The organism is Rheinheimera nanhaiensis E407-8 (assembly GCF_000296695.1).
Lineage (GTDB): Bacteria > Pseudomonadota > Gammaproteobacteria > Enterobacterales > Alteromonadaceae > Alishewanella > Alishewanella nanhaiensis.
In genome coordinates this window covers 25501-44125 of record NZ_BAFK01000010.1, presented here as the reverse complement: position 1 = coordinate 44125, position 18625 = coordinate 25501, and the positions used below count along the sequence as shown (strand labels likewise).

The following is an 18625-nucleotide window of genomic DNA, read 5'->3' as shown; positions in this document are numbered from 1 at the left end:
GAAAAGGCCCAAAGCTTAGCGTCCGGGCCTTTTTTGCCGGCGTTACGGCACTAACTGCGTAACATTAAAATGGCTGGGGATAATATCCAGCTTTACATTGTAGGCACTGCCGTTATCTTTTAACCCATCCAGATATTGCCAGTAACCCTGTGTTTGCTCATCCTGAGTAAACCGCAGCGTAAAGCCTGGGCCATCGCCTTGCATCAGGTAACTGACAACTTCTGCTGCGCCTTTATTGTCTACCAAATCAAAGGTCAGCATATCTTTTAGCCGGGTGTTACGGCTAAACACACCGGATACCACAGGCGAGCTGATATTCAGGTACTCATTACCCACTGTGGCCTGCTTTAGCGGATTAGGGATAAAACGCTGCTCATTGAGATGGTATTGATCATCGCCCTGTAAAATGCTGATCCGCACATTTTCAATATGGTAGCCATTGGGGTTTTCGATGCGTTTGGCTTCACTGACATCAATCAGGGTTACCGCGCCATTACCAATCGCCTGTACCAGGCCGGTTTTCGCCTCATACACTAAAGCGGCATCTTCATCGATGCCAAAGCCACGTGGATAGTGCTGCTTGTTAAGCTCAGCGGCCACCACTAAACGGCCAAAGCGGGCTTTGCGGTCAAAATGCTGATCGATAATACCATGCCGGAAAAATCCCAGCCCCTGGCTGAGCAGTAAAGGGCTATTTTCCTGATCCTGCATGCCGTTATAGCTGTCGGTCAGCCCCTGGGTAAGTGCGCCCCAGGAGTCACCCGCCGCGATCATCACCTGGCTCATCATGGCAGCCCCGGCACTGGTACCGCCAATCACACCGCCACGCTGATACAGCTTATACACGGCATCCAACAGCGGCGTTATGCGGTTGTCTTTGCGTAAAGTGCCGGTGATATTTAGCTGATCACCACCTAAAAACCACACTGCCGTGTAGTCGTGCAAACTGGCCGCCAGCTCTGCGTCGCTGGCATTGTGTTGCCACTGGCTTTCGTCCTGCTGTGGTGTCGATTTATCATCTTTTACCGCCAGCGGGATAAGCCTCAGCTGTGAGGCCGTTACGCCATATCGCTGCATATCGGTAACAAACTGGTTAAAGTACTTTACCGGCTGGCCACTGGCGGCAGGAATAACGGCAATTTTTGCCTTATCGGCACCGCCAGCCAGGCTGATAAAGCGTTGATACACCACGGCATTTGAACTGCTGAGCGCGCCGCCCACCATCACCAGCGCACCGTTGGCACTGGCAAGGTTTGCTGAGTCAGGCGGGCTTTCTGAGCACGCAGCCATAGTGGCAACGGCGATTAAAGGAATAACATAATGCTTCAATTTTTTTGCTCCATTTTTGTGGTAAGAACACGGGCTGTTGTTATTATTAGTCCCGCGGGGGCAGGTTAGCAGATTTTGCCGGGCGAAGTCAGCATACCAGCCTGGCCACTACCACCAAGGTGTCACCGGAGCGTTTATGGTTTCCAGTTTATTACTTACCCTGTTTATTGCCATGCTACTGCCGTTTCTGGCCAAAGCGCCACTGGCCTTTGCTATGCAAAAAGCCGGCGGTTATGACAACCATAACCCGCGCGCGCAGCAAGCCGGCTTAACTGGTTTTGGCCAGCGCGCTAATGCAGCGCATTACAATAGTTTTGAAGCCTTGCTGATTTATGCCTGCGCAGTATTCAGCGCCATAGCACTTGAGGCGGTGGATAACACCACGGTGATTTTAGCCTGGGTATTTATCGCCAGCCGGCTGGCGTACCTGGTGTGTTACTGGCTGGACTACGCCACCACCCGCTCCACAGTATGGATGATCGGTATGGTGGCGGCTTTTGCTATAGCGCTAAGAGCGATTTTATAGGGTCAGAATTTAATCCTAGACTAGACTATGCTAATCAATGTCTCCAACGACGTTGGATCTATTTGCCAGCCAGTCATTCAAACATACAGGACATATTGCAACAAAATCTAGCGTTATCTCGAATAACTTTTCTTCATCGGTAATAGTCTTTGCTAAGTCAATATTATGTGCAACAGATAGCTCTTCAAAGGTATCTGAATCTACAAACATACTAAATTGTTCCCCACCAAGACTTTCATATTTGATAGTTTTAATGCCTACTGCCGAATTACCCTCCGTACCCTCTATCATTTGGTAAAGTTTGTGGGATATCAGACTTGCTAGTTGTCCACCATGCTTATCACACGCTATATATGCCATTTTTAAATACCCAGATTTTTCATGAATTTATACTCGCCTAATGCGGATTGTGGTATATCAACACCTCCCGCCCGAAGTACATTTGATACATGCGTAACGCAACTATTAGACTTCCGATCATAGGGCCCCATGTCAATGTACTCTACGGCGCTTTGATATAGCTGAGCAGCATGTGCATCTGGTAAATCGACCTCAGCAACGGCTACTACAGGCACAGATGGCTTGCATTCAGCTACGTCAACAATCGTGGTGGTGCCTTCAGTTATAACCTGATGAGTGTGTGAAGTTTTAGTGCTTGAGATAATTTCTACACTGTAATGACCAAATGGATTTCCAGCCGTTGGTTGATATTTATGAATTACTGCTTTGCCTGCAAACTTCGGGCAGTCCTCAGGTTTTGCCATCAACCCCAATGGATCAATCCAGTTGATATGGTTTGGTGCGTATTGGTAGTGGTTAATACCACCCAAAAGACCTATCGGGTCCTGGCTGATAAAGCGGCCGGTTTGTGGGTCGTAATACCTAAAGTGGTTGTAGTGTAGCCCGCTTTCGCTGTCATAGTACTGGCCCTGAAAGCGAATTGGGTTATCAATGTCGTTAACCGTTATTGTGGCTTTACCAAATACACTGTAATGCGCTTGCCAGACGATGTTGTTGTTGCTGTCGGTTAGGCTGAGCGGTGTGCCTAACTGGTCTAACTGGTAAAAATACAACTGGCCACCGCTTATCAGTGCCAGCGGTTTGTTAGTGTTTGGCTCAAACACATACCAGCGGTATTCACCCTGGCAGTATTCGCCAATTAGTGTATTGCCTTCCCACAGATAATCGGTGTGCTCAGCGCGCTAATGCAGCACATTACAATAGTTTTGAAGCCTTGCTGATTTATGCCTGCGCCGTATTCAGCGCCATAGCATTTGAAGCAGTGGATAGCACCACAGTGGTTTTAGCCTGGGTATTTATCGTCAGCCGGCTGGCGTATCTGGTGTGTTATTGGCTCGACTACGCCACCACCCGCTCTGAAGTATGGATTATCGGCATGGTGGCGGCATTCTCGATTGCAGTTAGGGCGGTGTTGTAACTATTAATACAAAGTAGTAATAGTTGCTATCTTAGCCGCTATGAAACCGCAAATTCTAATAGCGATAGAAAGCAATCTTTTCGCTGTTTTTAACAGTTACTCTTGCAGAATCAGCATCGATACATATGTTTCCGCACTCACAACATGCATAGTGCTCAGGTAATGAATCAATTTCTCCAGCACACAGACCGCATTGATAGCGAATTTTTTTTCCTGCTGGGTATCCTTTTGATAAGTCAGGATTAAAGTACTTTTTTTTCATTTTTTAGGTATCTCACTTGTCCGTTTGATTTTGCCAGCTTTAATTAAACCATCAACGCCGCCGTGCTCCTCAGGCACAAAATACTGCGTACCACCCCCAGGTTCTCCGAACCAAGGTGCAATAGGGCCGGATAAAACATCGAACGGTTCAATTACTTCAAAAGTATGCGGCTTAAACTGTTTACTTTTCGGAGGCAGTGCTCTTTTTTCAAACTCAATTCCTTCATCGGCAAAGTATCTACCTGTATCTCTAAACTCGCCGTTTCCGTCAAAGTACCCACCAAATCTATCTAACTTTGTTCCTGGTGCCAAAGTAACTCGTTCCGCTAGTATTTTTCCATTACTAGTAGCAAAACCATCATGCGCCGGCCAGCTAAATGCACAAAATTTTCCTAATTTATCGTGCCAGCGCCCATTTGAATCAAGTTGGTATGGACTTCCTAGTGGCTGGGGATCAATCTGAGAATGTTCTTTACACAACCCCAGCGGATCTATCCAGTTGATATGGTTTGGCGCGTATTGGTAGTGGTTAATACCACCCAATAGCCCTATTGGATCCTGGCTGATAAAACGGCCGGTTTGTGGGTCGTAATACCTAAAGTGGTTGTAGTGTAAGCCACTTTCGCTGTCATAGTACTGGCCCTGAAAGCGAATTGGGTTATCAATGTCGTTAACCGTTATTGTGGCTTTACCAAATACACTGTAATGCGCTTGCCAGACGATGTTGTTGTTGCTGTCGGTTAGGCTGAGCGGCGTACCTAACTGGTCTAACTGGTAAAAATACAACTGGCCACAGCTTATCAGTGCCAGTGGTTTATTGCTGTTTGGCTCAAACACATACCAGAGGTACTTACCCTGACAGTATTCGCCAATCAGCGTATTGCCTTCCCACAGATAATCAGTGCGCCCGGCGGCGGTGATTTTAGCGCTACGCCGGCCAAAGGCGTCATATTCGTAACGCGTTACACTGTCATTATGCTGCAACGCCGTTAGCTGGTTAAAGCCATTAAACTCGCGCTGCTGGCGTTTGCCCGGTGCGGTGGCACTTAGCTGATTACCGCTATCGTCGTATTGATATTGGTTATCGTGAAAACGCAGTAAACGATCCTGCTTTACCTCAATGCCATCACCTGTGGGGTTACCAAAGCTGTCCCACTGCTGCTGTTCATTCTGGCTGGCATCTGTGCTGTGCTGCTTGCTAACTAACTGATCCAGATTGTTATATTGATATTTGACATCACCATTTTGGTTATCCGTAACCGCTACTAGCTGGTGTAGCGCGCTGTAGCAATACTGCCGCTGCTGGCTTCGCGCACCTGTTTGCCATTGCTGAGCGGTTAAGCGGTTAAAGGCATCAAATTCTTGCTGTAACTGCAGGCCACTTTGGTACTCCCGTGCGGTTTCACGGCCGGCGTTATCAAAGCTGCACCACAATACCGGCTGCTGATTTACCGCCAGTTGCGCCAGCAAACCTTGTTCGTTGTAGCGGTAGTCCAGCGCGGTGCCATCGGGCAGTAAAGTGCTTAAACGCCGGCCGGCCTGGTCATACTGATGTGCTATGCGCCAGTCATCCTGCCAGTGCTCAGTTAGCTGGCCATTGGCATGGTAATTAAACCGCAGTTTGCGCTGGGCGTTACTGGCACGCAGTGGCCGGCCTAATTTGTCGTAGTGAAAATGGTTGCTGGCCAGCTGTTGGCCATATAGCGCCGTTTGCTCAATAATACGGCCGCGGCTGTCACGCTTAAGTTTTATCTGCCGCTTGCTACCGTCGTTAACACTGCTGATGCGCCCGGCAATATCATACTGGTAGCGTTGTTGGCGGCCGTCGAAGCCCTGTAAGGCGACAGGCCGCTCCTGGCCGTCGTAATCCAGTTGATAGCGTGCACCATCGCTGCGCATAATGGCCGTAAGGTTACGCTCTTTGTCGTACTCATAACTAAAACGGCTGCCGTCGGCCTGAATATGCGCCACCGGCTGGGCTAAGCCTTCATACTGCCACTGGCGTTGCTCACCTTGCGCATTGGTTTTACTGATAAGCCGGCCGGCGTTGTCATACTGCAGCGTTTCGATACTGGCCTGCTCTGGCGCATCAGCCGGGTATTGTGTTATCTGCGTAATATGGCCAGCCACACTGCGCTGATACTCAGTAATAAGGCCAGCGGCATCAGCAATGCCGTTTAACCGGCCCAAATTATCGTAACTATAACGGCTTACTGCCTCGCCCTGTTTACGCGCCAGCAGCTGGCCTTCGTCATTCCATAAATACTGCTCTGTCTGGCCATCCGGCAATTGACGCTGGGTTAGCTGCCCCTGTGCATTGTACTGATAGCGGCTTACCGCACCATCGGCCGAGATTTCTGCTGTTAACAAACCGGCCGCGCTGTACTCACGGCGCCAGTGCTGGCCCTCGGCATCGGTAAAGCCTGTGCGCTGGCCAAGCTCGTTATATTGAAAATGACTGATGGCGCCATCGGCTTGCTCTACCGTGATAAGCTGGCCCTGCTCATTAAAATAGTAACGCGTAGCGGCGCCATCCGGCGTTATTTCAGCAATTTTCTTACCCTGGCTGTTCCAGGTGTAACGCCAGGTGGCGCCATCCGGTGCCACCTTTTTAATCAGCTGATTACGCTCATTATGAAAATACTGCCAGCGCTGGCCGCGGCTATCCGTGCTGATGGTTAAACGCTGGCTGTCGTCATAGTCAAACTGATAGTCATAGTAACCATCATCACCCCAGTTACGGCGGCAGCGTGCGCTCGGGCCTTCACCCAGCCAGCTGAAATAATGCTTAAACCCGCTGGCTCGTTGCCTGACCGCCAGCAAGTGCGCCTGATAACCATAGTGCTCGGTCTGTCTGGCCTGATCAGTAGCCGCAATTAAGTCACGCTGCTCATCATAATGATACTGTGCCAGCTGCACGTTTAACGATGTTAACCCCTGCCCGGTTTGCACTACCGCTTCTATCGTGCTTAACAAGCCTTGTTCGTTGTAACGCAGCTCTACACCGCGCTTACGGGTGTAATCTATCCGGCTTAAACGCTGATAACGGTCGTAATACAGTTGCAGATAATTACCCAGACTGTCGAAGATCTGATGCAGTGCCCAGCGCGCCGGCTGTTGCTTTTCACTGCTTAGCGGCACAAACACCCAATGGGTGTTATCCGGGCGCAGTAGTACCTGGCTGCCGTTATCTTCGTGTCGCAGTGCCAGCCCCTCGGCCAATTGGTAGCTGGTTTGACCGGCCGCGACCGGCATAAAGCTTAAACGCCGGCCTTCGTCATCGTGCAAGATTAAGCGCGTTTCGCCGTCGCTATTTATGGTGGTTTCAATCTGCAGATGAAAATTACTGCGCCAGCCATACCCCAAGCCCAGGTTTTCATGACACTGACCAGAGCGGTAAGTACGCTTAAACTGCAGCGGTAACGGGCCAGGCAGCTCAAAATCAATAAGTTCGAGTATTTCCTCGCCAGTACAGGTCGCTACCGGATCGCCAACGCATTCCACCTGGGTTTTATCCGGGGTGACAGCGCCGCTGCCGTTAGTACCGGTTTCATTGCTGCCTGCCGGGCCCGTCGGTACAGCCGTTTCAGCCTGCGCCGCGCCACCGGGTTTATTGGCTTTTGCCGGTGCTGCTTTGGCCGGCGCGGCTGCCGGCGCTGTCGCGCTTTGCTGGCGCTCGGGTGCCGGCAATTCCCGTACCTGCAATTTGCCTTCACTCATGGCCTGTGCAAGCTGCATAAACAGCTGCTGTTTAGCCTGCTGTACCTGCAAGTCGCCACAGGAAATACCCAAACCTGCGGCAACCCCCAGTAAGCCCCTGGCATAGTGATAATCATTAAAATGCCGGCTTAAAAACTCTGCCGCCTCATTGGCAGAGGCAAAGCGCTCGGCTGCACCACCCGCGGCCGCGCTGGTACTAAATTGAATTACCGCGCCTAACCGGCCTTTAATGTCGAGTTTATGCATGGTCATGCTGAACACGTCCTTGTCGATAATGTTGCGGTTACACCGCCTGATAAAGCGCTACACCGCGATAGCGGCGCAGCGACTGTTCATACTGTAAAATTAAACCGGATACACGGCCCTGCTGCGCCTGGTGTAATAACAGCAACAGCCGGTACAAGCCGCCGCAGGCCCCCAGCTCACCAATTTGGTAGCCCGGCAGCAGATATTGTGTATCTTCTGTTACCACACCATTGAGCTGTGACATCTGATTAAGCCAGCATTGTGAGGCGTAGTCGTTTCCACTGTCGGGCAGACAAATCAGGCTAAGCTGTGCCTGCTCAATACTTAGCAGCTGAGCAGTTTGCCGCAATAAGCCTGCAGTAGCCATGTCGTCATCAGTACTTGGCTCCAACTGCGCATCAGAGGCAGCATAAGCTAATTGCAGGCCAGTGTCCGACGCGGTTAAGTAAAGCGCTATAGCGCCTTCAGACAACAGCTGGCAGCTTTGCTCTGTTGCACTTTGCTCTGCTGCATAGCGGCTAAACACCGCTTCGTCATTTAAACTATCGACTGCAATAAACCAGATCTCTTTCTGCTGCTCCGGCTGAGCTAACAATTCTGCTGCGGCCTTCAGCGCCATCACACTGGCTGTCGCACCATAAGGAAATACCCTGCACTGCGGTGATTGCAAAAGCTCTGGGTGATTACGCATCAGCTGATGCAAAAAAGTGCTTAGCAGCGCATCATCGGCGCTGTTAAATTCCGGCAACAGCAAATAAACAATTTGCTGTGCCGGCCTGGCAGGCATCTTCGCCAGTAAAGCGTCCAGCAGCGCCAATAAGCGCTGGCTTTGTGTTGTCGGCTGTTCGCTAAAAGTTGTCCGCTCATCGCCAAAAAATGCCGTGGCAATTTCAGCTTGCTGCCAACTCAGCATCTTGGGCGTTACGGTGGCAAGCGCTACCTGCTCCAGTAGCCGGGCGTGTGGCAGGCTGGCTAAATGTAGCGTATAACTTGCCGCCTTAAGCGCTGGCAGTGCCGGCATCAGTGCGCCCTCCGGTAAATACATCAGCAAAATACAGCGGGCTATCGGGGTTTTGCCAAAATTGATAACAGGCCGCAAGCTGGCGCTGCTGTGGGTTACCGCGTTGTAGCACCATAGCAAGGTGGGTTGGCGTAACAGTGCAGCCAGCCAGGCTACGCCCCGCCTTACCGCCAGCAAAATCTGCCATCTGAGCGCGCTCCAGTAGCGCATCGGCGTCCAATGCACCAAGCAGTAACGCCAGCGCATTAACAGCAAGCGCATTAAGCTCAGGCTGCTGGCTTAATTCCAACAACAAGGGCACAAACTTTAACTGACCGCTAAAGCCGATAGCCTGAATAGCCAGTACAGTACCCTGCGTTGGCTGCCCGGCCGTATTCAGGTTAGCCAGCATATTCACCATCTGATCCTGTGCTTTGTCAGGCGCAGCGCACATTAGCAGCATTAATAGCACGTCACAGAACAGCGCATCGCTGACCAGACATCCGCTCTGTAGCAATTGCTTGAGCAGTGTTACTTCATCTTTTGGCTGTCCCAGCAGCCAGGCCGCTGCACAAACCGCGCCGTGTCGTGGCTCAGTCAAAGATAAAGTGGACGCTAGTTCACTTATCTGCGGTAAAAGCTGGCGTTTTCGGCTTAATCCCAGCGCTATCAGTCCAATGCTCGTTTGCATCAACGCCGCTGCAGTAGCAGCATCGTTGGCTACTTCCGTGGGCGCCAGCCTTAACGCCAGCCAACAGCCGAGCCCGGCTGGCTTAGTCTGCTCACTGTCATTCATATCATTAGGAAGTTGCAGGTATAACGGCTTTAGCGTGGCTAACAGGCGTTCTGGCCGTTCAAAGTACTTAATCTCATGCAGCATTAACCAGGCGTAGGTTTTATCGGTTACTGCCGGCAGTTGCTCTGGCGTTAGCGCTGCTGTTGGCGCTTTAGCAAGCAGCCAGGCTAACCAGGCTGGGGTATCCTGAGGAAGTGCAATATCTGCTAACAACCGCAGGCAATCTGTCAAGCGGGCATCGTGCTGGCGCAACTGAACAGGATTAATATAACGATGCTGTTTAAAGCTGAGGCGTTGCTGCAGTAACAATCCGGCCTGGCCGATAATGGCATCGACTTGCAACATGCTTATCAGCCACCGATCAGTACAGTGGGCATACCTACGACGATTTTACCGCCATGTTCAGTGGCATCACCCAAGCGGGCGGCGTTTTTACCGTTGATAAATACCGTGGCAGAGCCGCCGCTAATGGTATCCGGCGGGCCTATACATACCAGCTTATCGCCTTTACGCGCAGCCGGTATGCCACAGATCGTCACATTAGGTGAGCCCTGCATTACCGGGCCACCAACATGAGGCTTCGGGCCCGGATCTACCTTGGGGCACACATGCATACTGCCAATGACGGCGGCGGGTTTAGCCATAGCGGTATCCTGTTTCCTGCGATAATCAGTTAATACTGACTTTACTGCCTTTAATAGTGATATTGACGCCTTTAATATCAATAGAGCCGTCGCTTTTCATCGAGATGGACGCCGCACCGGTTTTAATGGTGATGGCATCACCGGCATCGATCAGCAGCTTCTTGCCGACTTTCAGCGTATCACTGCCATCGACGGTATTTTTTCTATCTTTGTTCACCGTTTCAGTGTCGTTACCCTTAACGGTGGTAGTCCTGTCATTAGCCACAACATCAGTTTGGTTGTGCTCAACCTGCAGTTCAAAGTCTTTTTCAGCATGTAGATAAAACAGCTCTTCACCTTTTTTGTCTTCAAAGCGCAATTCGTTGAAGTTGGCCGCGCCACCGTCTTTGGTGGAGCGGGTTTTGATGCCACTTTGGGTTTTGTCCGCTGGTAAGGTATAGGGCGGCATATGATCAGAGTTATACACCGCACCAATAATGACCGGCTGATCCGGATCGCCGTTTAAAAACTCAACCAGCACTTCCTGATCGCGGCGCGGGAAGAAAAACGCGCCCCAGTTTTTACCGGCCCAGTTTTGGCTTACCCGGATCGGACAGGAGCTTTCGTGGTCTTTTACCTCTGAGCGATCCCAGTGAAACTTGACCGTCACCCTGCCAAGCTCATCGACGGAGATCTCTTCACCACCGCGACAGGTCACCGTAGCCGTCTGTACGCCGGTAATGACCGGCTTAGCGATGGTCAGCTGTGGCCGATAAGCGACGGCTTTGGGCACACAATAAAAGGTGTTACTGATATCCTGTGATGCAACCTTATTCGCGCCCGTCTGGCTGGCAATGGCTGCGGTTAACACCACTTCTGTCAGTACATACTGTTTGCCGGCTTCAGCTTTATCGTCATGCTCGGTAAGGGTAAAGGTTTTGCCGATGCTAAAACTGCGGCAGTTGCTGGCGCCCTTGCGCCGGTTGATATCACGCTGCAGTGCCTCTAAGCGCAAACCAGCGATAGCATTAGCCCGCGGGTGAATGTCCGCTTCGGCATCATAATTAAACACTTCGTACTCAGCATGGCCGCTTACCAGGCTGCCCTTGCTCACCTCACCGGTGGGCAATGCGGTTGGCTTTTTCAAATCAAAGCCACGCTGGACAAACTTGCCCGGCGCCATCACCAGCGCCTGTTGCCACAGATGAATATGCGGCTCGGCTAAACTGCCGGAGAAATATTTTACCTGCTCCTGGCTACAAGGCTCATAGGCAGAGGCTTTGTCGGCCAAAATCAGCTTATGGCTGCTCTGGCTGTGCTCAAAATAATAAAAGATGCCCTCGTGCTGTAATAAACGCTGGATAAAGTCCAGATCGCTCTCTTCATACTGCACTTTAAAATCGTAATCCGGGTAGCTACCCTGGATTTTGCTTGCTACATCTATCTTGACGCCGTGCTCACCGGCCAACTGCTCAACGATTTTCAGCACATTTTTCTTACGAAAAATACGGCTGTTCACCCGGTGCTGCATATACCAGGCACTCGCCACCAGTTGCAGACTGTAATCGCGGTACTCTGCTTCAGCAGCGGCTTTTGTTACCCGCTCGCCCAGCGCCGTGACATCGGCCACCACCGCATGAAAATAACGCTGGGTTTTGTCACCCAACTCTAAAGTGATAGTGACTTCCTTACCGATCAGCGCATCAGCTTTAATGTCGCGGCCATTGCTATACACCTCAGCTTTAATACTGAACAGGTGTGACAGCGCTTCGCGATATACAAACCGGGTTAAAATTAATGCATCTTTGCCAAGTGGCGTATCAATTCTGATGCTATTCTCGTCCTGGGTTGCCTGTTGCATCCATTCGCCTCAACTGGTTACTGATAAGATGATCGGTAAAAAAACCAAAAAAAGCTGGTGCGGCACGCCACACCAGCCTGAACTGCTTACAGCTTAGAGCCTTTAACGCCGCTGTAACCGTATACCAACGGTGCAGTAACGTTGTTTTTGTCGTCTGTAGGCGTCACAGTCATCATCAGCTCGGTGTAGCTGATCACGATAGTTTCGATAGGACGGTCACCAGAAACTGACATCTGATAGCTGCTGATCATCGCATCAGTCAGTTCTATCTTCATGATCTCTTCCACTTTGTCACCTTGCTTGGTGATGTGGAATACCGCTTTCTGGCCTTTACCGATAGTGGCTTCTTTGAACAGATCAGGTGAAGCCTTATCCTGCAGTTTAGTGATAACAATATCATTTAACCGGGTGGCGCTGGCTTCACGGTCCATCGCTGTACCAGTGTACGAGCTCAGCTCACGCTGAGTGCCCCAGTCCATTGATAATACCGTGATCATGTCCTTGAACTCTTCAGCGGTGGTCTCGCCTTTGATTGCGCCGTATTTCAGGTAGGTATTTGCTTGCATGCTATGCTCCTTTTGCATATTTAAACAGGTGCCCAGTATTAGGCATCAAGAGTAGCCTGGGTAAAACCCGGACAAAACGTTAAAAACCATCAGAAAATTCAAACAAAAATTACAACAAAACACTTTTAATCTTTGCATAAATCACAACATCTGATTCACAGCTTTTAAACTTCACAAATTATATCGTCAAAACCATTATTGACAACACATAATTAACTTTTTAATTGGCAATTTTTAACTTTAATAATAAATGCCAGCCGCTAAGGCTGACATTCATCAGTGAATAGTTAGTTAATTTGGTAGTCGAACTGCTCATCGACCACTTGTAACTGCACCTGGCTAACACTTTGCTGCTGCGCCACACGCTGCAAAATGCGTACAGACAGCTCCGGTAAAAGCTGGTTTTGCAGAATATTGTGAATAGTACGGGCGCCAGAGCCAGCGTCCTGACACTGGCTGACAATTTGCGCTACTACTTCAGGGCCATAGCTGAAACTGGCGCGATAGTGTTGCTGCAGGCGTTTAGCGATGCGGTTAAGCTGCAAGCCGGTGATCAATGACAACTTGTCATCATCCAGTGGCAGATAAGGGATCAGATTAAGCCGGCCGAGAAACGCCGGTTTAAATACCTTTAATAAGTCATCTTTTAGCGCCTTACCCAGGCCGTCGATGGAAGGTGCGGTGTCCGCATCTTCAAACAGCCGCATAGTGGTATCGGTGCCCACATTGGACGTCATAATAATGATGGTATTTTTAAAATCGATATCGCGCCCTTCACCGTCTTTAATGGTGCCTTTATCAAATACCTGATAGAAAATATCCTGCACACCGGGGTGGGCTTTTTCCATTTCATCCAGCAGGATCACGCTGTAGGGTTTACGCCGCACCGCTTCGGTCAATACACCGCCCTCACCATAACCGACATAGCCTGGTGGTGAGCCCAGCAGCAGCGATACTTTGTGCTCTTCTTTAAACTCCGACATGTTAATAACAGTAAGCTGCTCTTCACTGCCGTATACTTGCTCAGCCAGGGCCAATGCGGTTTCGGTTTTACCCACCCCACTTGGCCCGGTCAGCAAAAAGATACCATTAGGTTTATTCTCATCCGCCAGCTGAGCGCGTGAGGTTTGCACTGTGCGGGCAATCAGCTCAAGCGCATGATCCTGGCCCACCACGCGCTGGCGTAAGAAGCTGCTTAGCTCCAGTACAGTGTTAATTTCATCGGCCTGCATTTTGCCAAGCGGAATGCCGGTCCAGTCGGACACCACTTCGGCCACCAGCTCTTCGGTAACCTGCCAATGCACCATCGGCGCTTTAATAGCAGCAAACTGTGCTTTAATCTCAAGCAGCCGTTGCAACAGAGGCGAGTCTGCACTTTGTGGCTCTGCCGTAAGCTGACGGGCCAGTTCACGCGCTTCCAGCACCAGCGCTTTTTGCTGTTGCCAGTCCTCTGTTACGGCGGCTAACTCAAGCTCCGCCTGCTCAGCGCGGCTTTGCAGTGTCGCCAGCGCCTGTTGATGATCAACTCCCAGGCACTGTTCGCGCGTCAGTACCGCGATTTCTTGCTGCAGCTGTACTACCTTGCGCTGCAGATCCTCTACCGCGCCCGGTATCGCATCCTGGCTCATCGCTACCCGCGCACAGGCAGTATCTAACAAACCGACCGCTTTATCGGGCAGCTGACGACCATTGATATAACGGTGCGACAAGCCGACCGCGGCCAACAGTGCCTGCTCTGTAATGGCGACCTGATGGTGCTGCTCCATCACCGGCAGCAGGCCGCGCATCATTACCGCCGCCAGTTCAGGCGTTGGCTCTTCTACTTTTACCACCTGAAAGCGGCGTGCCAGCGCCGCATCTTTCTCAAAGTATTTTTTGTATTCCGCCCAGGTTGTCGCAGCAATAGTGCGCAGTTCTCCGCGCGCCAGGGCCGGTTTTAACAGGTTAGCGGCATCATTCTGGCCGGCCTGACCACCACTGCCAATCATGGTATGGGCTTCGTCGATAAACAAAATCACCGGTGTCGCCGAGCGGTTTACTTCGTTAATGACATTTTTAAGCCGGTTCTCGAACTCACCTTTCATGCCGGCACCGGCTTGCAGCAGCGCTAAATCAAGCACTCTGAGGCTGATATTCTTCAGTTTATCCGGTACCTCACCGGCGGCAATCTTCAGTGCCAGCCCTTCCACCACCGCGGTTTTACCCACACCGGCTTCGCCGGTTAAAATCGGGTTGTTTTGCCGCCGCCGGGTCAAAATATCAATCATCTGGCGGATTTCGTAATCACGGCCAACAATAGGGTCAATTTTGCCGGCGCGCGCCTGCGCCGTCAGATCGGTGGTGAACTGATCTAACGCCGGTGTTTTACCTGCACTCAGTTGCGTTGGGTTAGCCGGTGTTGCGCCTTGCTGCTCCTGGCTTTGATTACAAAGTTGCGGCCACACCCGCAGCAGCTCGGCAGCATCGAGTTTATCCAGTGCCGGTACCCGCCTTAGCAGCAAGGCAGCCATACTGTCGTCTTTTAATAAGGTGTACAGCAGATAGGCGCTACGAATTTGCTGATCAGCGAACTCAATGGTGGTACTTAGCCAGCTGGTGCGTAACAGGTTAATCAGCTGCACCGAAATAGTGGGCAGCGCATTGTTGCCGGTTTTCATGCTTTCCAGCGCTTGCTGTAACTGCTGTTTCACCACGTCGATATTGATAGCGAAGCTTCTCAGTAGCAATGCCAGGTCGCCATCGCCCTGCTCCAGCATCGCATCCAGCCAGTGCTCAATTTCAACGCTGTAATGCGAGCGTGACTGACAGCGTGCAGTCGCGGCCTCCAGCGATTGCCGGCTGGCCGGATTTAATTTTTCAACCAGACTTTTTAACGTAGTAGTAGACATAAGTGCTTCCTGTGCATTAATTCCGGGCCAGCTGATAACCCAGCCGGGTGGTATGGTGTTGGTGCGGCGCGCTGACGGCCAGACTGCCGCTGCGGCCCAGACAAAGTTGATTAGCGCCTAATTGCGCTGACGGAAAATCGCGGTACTGCCCCAACAGCGTCAACCGCACGTTAAGCGCCGCCGGCAGAAAATCGGCAATAACGGCACTGATTAACTGATAGCGCCGGCTGCCGGGCTGTAATGACTGCCCCTGTCCTGACGGTACCGTTACCGTGAGATCAATAGCAGAGCTGACATCCCAGACACGGTTGCCTAACATGGCAGAGCGCCCCAGCTGGGCATGTTGGCCCTGGCGCAAATACTGCATCGGCAGGCGGCTTTGTTCATCAGCACCCAGCTTAAGCCAGCGCCCTTGCAATGGGTTTAATTCGACGTTGCAGCCAAGCAACTCGCTAAGAATTTGCGTTAACTGACGGGCGCTGCGGTTATGCTGGGCAAAAGCACCGGCATAATAAAGCCCCAGCGTGCTTTGTGCGCCAGACAGATGCCTGATAACCTGACTGAAACTATCGTCATGGTTACGGCTCATTTCATACTGGCAGGCAAAACGGTACTTTTCCCAGGCCCGGTAATACAACGAAATCAGCCGGTGATTAAACAGATCAAAGAAATCGCGCATGGTTTTATCACGCTGCTTTAAGCGCTGCAGTACCATCTCAGTGTAATGCTGTGGCATCACGCCACTGGGGCCGGTTAACCCCATAAAGCTGACATGCATAGTAGCGGCATGCGCCTGGCTATTATGCTGATTGTCGCCCGCAGGTAGCGCATTTAGCTGCGGGGTGATTTTGCTGATCGGCTGGCCCGGAAAACCCAGGTGCTGCACGCTTTTAAAGCGCACCAGCTCTTTAGCCGGGAAACCATCGCGGCCCACGCCCTGCCAGCGCTTTTGCTCACTGCTGAACTGCCGCTCTATCGCGTATACGGCCTGATAAAAGTCAAACCGGCTTGGCTCCTGGGTTAATTGCTCCAGCGTCATAACAGCACCTTAGTGCCACAGCGGGCCGGCCAGCGATGATACAGCTGTTCATGCTCTTTTAACTTCACACTAAGACGGGTGTAACTATTGACCGTAGCGTACTGGGCAAAAAATACATCCAGTACACTGGCAAAAAAATAAATCCCGCTGCCGGCATAAGAAGCCTGGGTGAACTCGAGCAAGATTTCACTGCCACTACACACCGCGGTTCTGCCCTGCTGGCTTACCCTGGCACTGCCGGCACTGATACGCAGATGACAGATACCGTCAATCAGCGCTTTGGACTCGGGTGTACAGCGAAAATCATACAGTTGCAGCGTTTCTTTTAGCCTTTTTAGCGCATCATCACCGGTAAAGTGGTTCAGCGTTAAATGGTTAACCAGTTGCCAGCGGCTGGCCTCCTGCAAGGCCGGCCGTACACTGGCCGTCGGCGCCAGCAAGCAGCGGATCTCTTTAACCACATCGGCATGCTTACTGATTAGAAACCGCGGCTCACCGCCGCCAAAGGGTAAGTAGGCTGGTAAATTGCGGTTACTGCACAGCGCCTGTACCTGTAATACCCAGTCTTTTGCCTGTTCGGTTGCATCTTTACCCTGAAACTTACGGTCGATCACCGACAAATACACCTCAGTGCCGGTTTCAGAATAGCCACCGGCCCAGTCGGCAAACTCGCGCCGGGCGTGCCAGAACAAGTCCTGCTGTTGCAGATAATCCGGATGGCCCTGGCTGTAATAAGGGTTTAGCGTGAGCTCATTGCCGAACGGGTCAAACGCCTGCACCTGCTCTATCCGTACCACTTCACATACATCGGCATCCAGGTAACGCGGTACCAGCCGGTACTCGTATTGCGACGCGTCCAGTTTCACCGGCTCCAGTTTCTGGCTAAACAGGTTAATTACCGGCGTACAGCCCAGTAGCATACTGTCCGCGGTAATATGCCGCTCTAATTCATCGGCGCCGTCCGCCAGATAAAAATACAGCTCGGCTTGATCTTTAAAGCCGCTCCAGGCGGGGTCTAAATCGGTTAACTCGACAAACAGAAACTTCTCCGGACATAAAAACTGCTCTATCAGCAGACGATAACCGGCAAAGCTGCGCTGGCTATAAGGTATCACCTGATGCTCGTCAGCAAAGCCAACGGCGTTAAGCTGTGTTGCGCTAATAAATCTGATGCTGTCAGGCTGGCCTGGTAACGCTATGCCAATACAGAGCAATTTACTGAGCAACAGCTCATACAAGCGATACACATGATGACGCTGGCCGTTTAAGTAAAACCGGAGCTTGGTGATGTCCAGCTCATGCAGACGGGTTTTGTCAAACTCGCAGCTTAAGGTCAGTTTTAACAGCGCTTTGGCACTTTGCTGCACCGGCGGGCGCGGTGCATGAAAAGGCGCGTTTTTAAACTCGGCTGCGCTGACTTCCAGCGGATACAGGTCAAGATCGTAGCAAGACTGGAAGGTACAGGGTTTCAGGCCATCAACGCGGGTTTCAAACTCGGTACCTTTTTTAATGGCAATGCCGGAGTTAGACAAGTTCTGGCTGCTCAGTTTAAGCACCGAAGTTGACGGGATCGGCGCCTGATAATCCGGATACAACTGGCCGAGCAAAGCATCGGTCAGTTCAGGAAAGCTGTCGTCCAGTTTTTGCCGGATCTGCGCGGTTAACAGCGCAAAGCCTTCGATTAGGCGGGACACGTGCGGATCTTCAACGTTCTCTTCACTAATCCTCAGGCGGCCGGCAATTTTCGGGTATTGCTCGGCAAATTCGGCACCCATGCGGCGGATATAGGTCAGCTCACGATTGTAATACTTCAATAACTCATCATTCATGCCTGATAATCCCTGATGGTCAATCCTAAATGCACCGGCTCTACTTCGGAGTCGAACATAATGTGCTCCGGCTCCGGATCGGCATACAATAAGGCCTGAATGCGCAGTTTTAACACCCGCTCCATGCCATGCTCCTGCTCCGGCACACTGACCTCAACATCAACAAAACGCGGTTCAAACCGGCGAATACTCTGCTCTACTGCGCGGCACAGTTGTAAACGGCCCTCGTCTGAGTCCACCACCATTACCGAGAAATCCGGTAAACCGTAATTCAGCAGACTTTGTGACAACTCTTGATAGCTGTCGGGCCAGGTATGCCACTGCACCCGGCTGTTAAGCAGGTTTTCTAAATCGCGGCGCACACTCTGACGCAGGGCTTTTAAATCAAAACCGCGCCGGCTGCGGCCGCTGTCCTGCTGGCCCGGAGCATCGTCAATTAACCGGTCCAGTATTGACTGCTGTAACGGTTGTTTCGCCTGTAGCTTCAAATGCCCCACTCCCGC

The 18625-nt window shown here is 51.4% G+C and carries 16 protein-coding genes; 2 read left to right on the top strand and 14 right to left on the bottom strand.

Features of this window, described 5'->3' with window-relative positions; translation table 11 throughout:
- Positions 1 to 42 precede the first annotated feature (42 nt).
- Positions 43 to 1329 carry a cyanophycinase gene (locus RNAN_RS09860; protein ID WP_008221317.1) on the bottom strand — a complete coding sequence of 429 codons (1287 nt, stop codon included), beginning with the start codon at positions 1327 to 1329 and terminating at the stop codon, positions 43 to 45.
- 136 nt (positions 1330 to 1465) lie between these two features.
- On the opposite strand from RNAN_RS09860, the gene RNAN_RS09855 reads away from it, so the two are divergent.
- Entirely contained in the window at positions 1466 to 1855 is a 390-nt protein-coding gene (locus tag RNAN_RS09855) for an MAPEG family protein (RefSeq protein WP_008221316.1), read from the top strand.
- Between the two features lie 30 nt (positions 1856 to 1885).
- Here the strand turns inward: RNAN_RS09855 and RNAN_RS09850 are convergent, their stop codons facing one another.
- Complete coding sequence (locus RNAN_RS09850; protein WP_040551975.1) at positions 1886 to 2215, bottom strand: hypothetical protein; 330 nt, start codon at positions 2213 to 2215, stop codon at positions 1886 to 1888.
- A gap of 2 nt (positions 2216 to 2217) precedes the next feature.
- Entirely contained in the window at positions 2218 to 2928 is a 711-nt protein-coding gene (locus RNAN_RS19515; protein WP_272942686.1) for an RHS repeat-associated core domain-containing protein, read from the bottom strand.
- Positions 2929 to 2966: 38 nt separating this feature from the next.
- Here RNAN_RS19515 and RNAN_RS09840 point away from each other — a divergent pair, with 38 nt between their 5' ends.
- Entirely contained in the window at positions 2967 to 3293 is a 327-nt protein-coding gene (locus tag RNAN_RS09840) for an MAPEG family protein (RefSeq protein WP_081502285.1), read from the top strand.
- Between the two features lie 55 nt (positions 3294 to 3348).
- Here the strand turns inward: RNAN_RS09840 and RNAN_RS19105 are convergent, their stop codons facing one another.
- The 11 genes from RNAN_RS19105 to tssE form a co-directional block, all read right to left on the bottom strand.
- A complete protein-coding gene (locus RNAN_RS19105) occupies positions 3349 to 3555 on the bottom strand; it encodes a hypothetical protein (RefSeq protein ID WP_148275702.1) in 207 nt (68 codons plus the stop codon).
- Positions 3552 to 7526: an RHS repeat-associated core domain-containing protein gene (locus RNAN_RS09835; protein ID WP_008221311.1), complete on the bottom strand. Its 3975-nt coding sequence runs from the start codon at positions 7524 to 7526 to the stop codon at positions 3552 to 3554. The genes RNAN_RS19105 and RNAN_RS09835 overlap by 4 nt, the downstream gene beginning before the upstream one ends.
- Positions 7527 to 7557: 31 nt before the next feature.
- Complete coding sequence (locus RNAN_RS09830) at positions 7558 to 8541, bottom strand: hypothetical protein (RefSeq protein WP_008221309.1); 984 nt, start codon at positions 8539 to 8541, stop codon at positions 7558 to 7560.
- Complete coding sequence (locus RNAN_RS09825; RefSeq protein WP_008221306.1) at positions 8519 to 9661, bottom strand: hypothetical protein; 1143 nt, start codon at positions 9659 to 9661, stop codon at positions 8519 to 8521. Before RNAN_RS09825 ends, RNAN_RS09830 begins: the two co-directional genes overlap by 23 nt.
- A 5-nt stretch (positions 9662 to 9666) precedes the next feature.
- Complete coding sequence (locus RNAN_RS09820) at positions 9667 to 9960, bottom strand: PAAR domain-containing protein (protein ID WP_008221304.1); 294 nt, start codon at positions 9958 to 9960, stop codon at positions 9667 to 9669.
- Between the two features lie 25 nt (positions 9961 to 9985).
- The gene (gene tssI, locus RNAN_RS09815) at positions 9986 to 11800 is read right to left on the bottom strand and encodes a type VI secretion system tip protein TssI/VgrG (RefSeq protein ID WP_008221302.1); all 1815 of its coding nucleotides are present in this window, start codon (positions 11798 to 11800) and stop codon (positions 9986 to 9988) included.
- Between the two features lie 86 nt (positions 11801 to 11886).
- Positions 11887 to 12366 carry an Hcp family type VI secretion system effector gene (locus RNAN_RS09810; RefSeq protein WP_008221300.1) on the bottom strand — a complete coding sequence of 160 codons (480 nt, stop codon included), beginning with the start codon at positions 12364 to 12366 and terminating at the stop codon, positions 11887 to 11889.
- Positions 12367 to 12653: 287 nt separating this feature from the next.
- A complete protein-coding gene (gene tssH / locus RNAN_RS09805) occupies positions 12654 to 15254 on the bottom strand; it encodes a type VI secretion system ATPase TssH (RefSeq protein ID WP_008221298.1) in 2601 nt (866 codons plus the stop codon).
- Positions 15255 to 15270: 16 nt separating this feature from the next.
- Positions 15271 to 16293, bottom strand: coding sequence for a type VI secretion system baseplate subunit TssG (tssG, locus tag RNAN_RS09800; protein WP_008221296.1), 1023 nt, complete (start codon positions 16291 to 16293; stop codon positions 15271 to 15273).
- Entirely contained in the window at positions 16290 to 18122 is a 1833-nt protein-coding gene (gene tssF, locus RNAN_RS09795) for a type VI secretion system baseplate subunit TssF (RefSeq protein WP_008221294.1), read from the bottom strand. The genes tssG and tssF overlap by 4 nt, the downstream gene beginning before the upstream one ends.
- Positions 18119 to 18619: a type VI secretion system baseplate subunit TssE gene (tssE, locus tag RNAN_RS09790; RefSeq protein ID WP_439645778.1), complete on the bottom strand. Its 501-nt coding sequence runs from the start codon at positions 18617 to 18619 to the stop codon at positions 18119 to 18121. Before tssE ends, tssF begins: the two co-directional genes overlap by 4 nt.
- Positions 18620 to 18625: the final 6 nt, after the last annotated feature.

Coding starts and splice junctions, on each gene's coding strand:
- RNAN_RS09855 (WP_008221316.1), top strand. CDS start 1,466: ATGGTTTCCAGTTTATTACTTACCCTGTTTATTGCCATGCTACTGCCG.
- RNAN_RS09850 (WP_040551975.1), bottom strand. CDS start 2,215: ATGGCATATATAGCGTGTGATAAGCATGGTGGACAACTAGCAAGTCTG.
- RNAN_RS19105 (WP_148275702.1), bottom strand. CDS start 3,555: ATGAAAAAAAAGTACTTTAATCCTGACTTATCAAAAGGATACCCAGCA.
- RNAN_RS09835 (WP_008221311.1), bottom strand. CDS start 7,526: ATGACCATGCATAAACTCGACATTAAAGGCCGGTTAGGCGCGGTAATT.
- RNAN_RS09830 (WP_008221309.1), bottom strand. CDS start 8,541: ATGCCGGCACTGCCAGCGCTTAAGGCGGCAAGTTATACGCTACATTTA.
- RNAN_RS09825 (WP_008221306.1), bottom strand. CDS start 9,661: ATGTTGCAAGTCGATGCCATTATCGGCCAGGCCGGATTGTTACTGCAG.
- RNAN_RS09820 (WP_008221304.1), bottom strand. CDS start 9,960: ATGGCTAAACCCGCCGCCGTCATTGGCAGTATGCATGTGTGCCCCAAG.
- tssI (WP_008221302.1), bottom strand. CDS start 11,800: ATGCAACAGGCAACCCAGGACGAGAATAGCATCAGAATTGATACGCCA.
- RNAN_RS09810 (WP_008221300.1), bottom strand. CDS start 12,366: ATGCAAGCAAATACCTACCTGAAATACGGCGCAATCAAAGGCGAGACC.
- tssH (WP_008221298.1), bottom strand. CDS start 15,254: ATGTCTACTACTACGTTAAAAAGTCTGGTTGAAAAATTAAATCCGGCC.
- tssG (WP_008221296.1), bottom strand. CDS start 16,293: ATGACGCTGGAGCAATTAACCCAGGAGCCAAGCCGGTTTGACTTTTAT.
- tssF (WP_008221294.1), bottom strand. CDS start 18,122: ATGAATGATGAGTTATTGAAGTATTACAATCGTGAGCTGACCTATATC.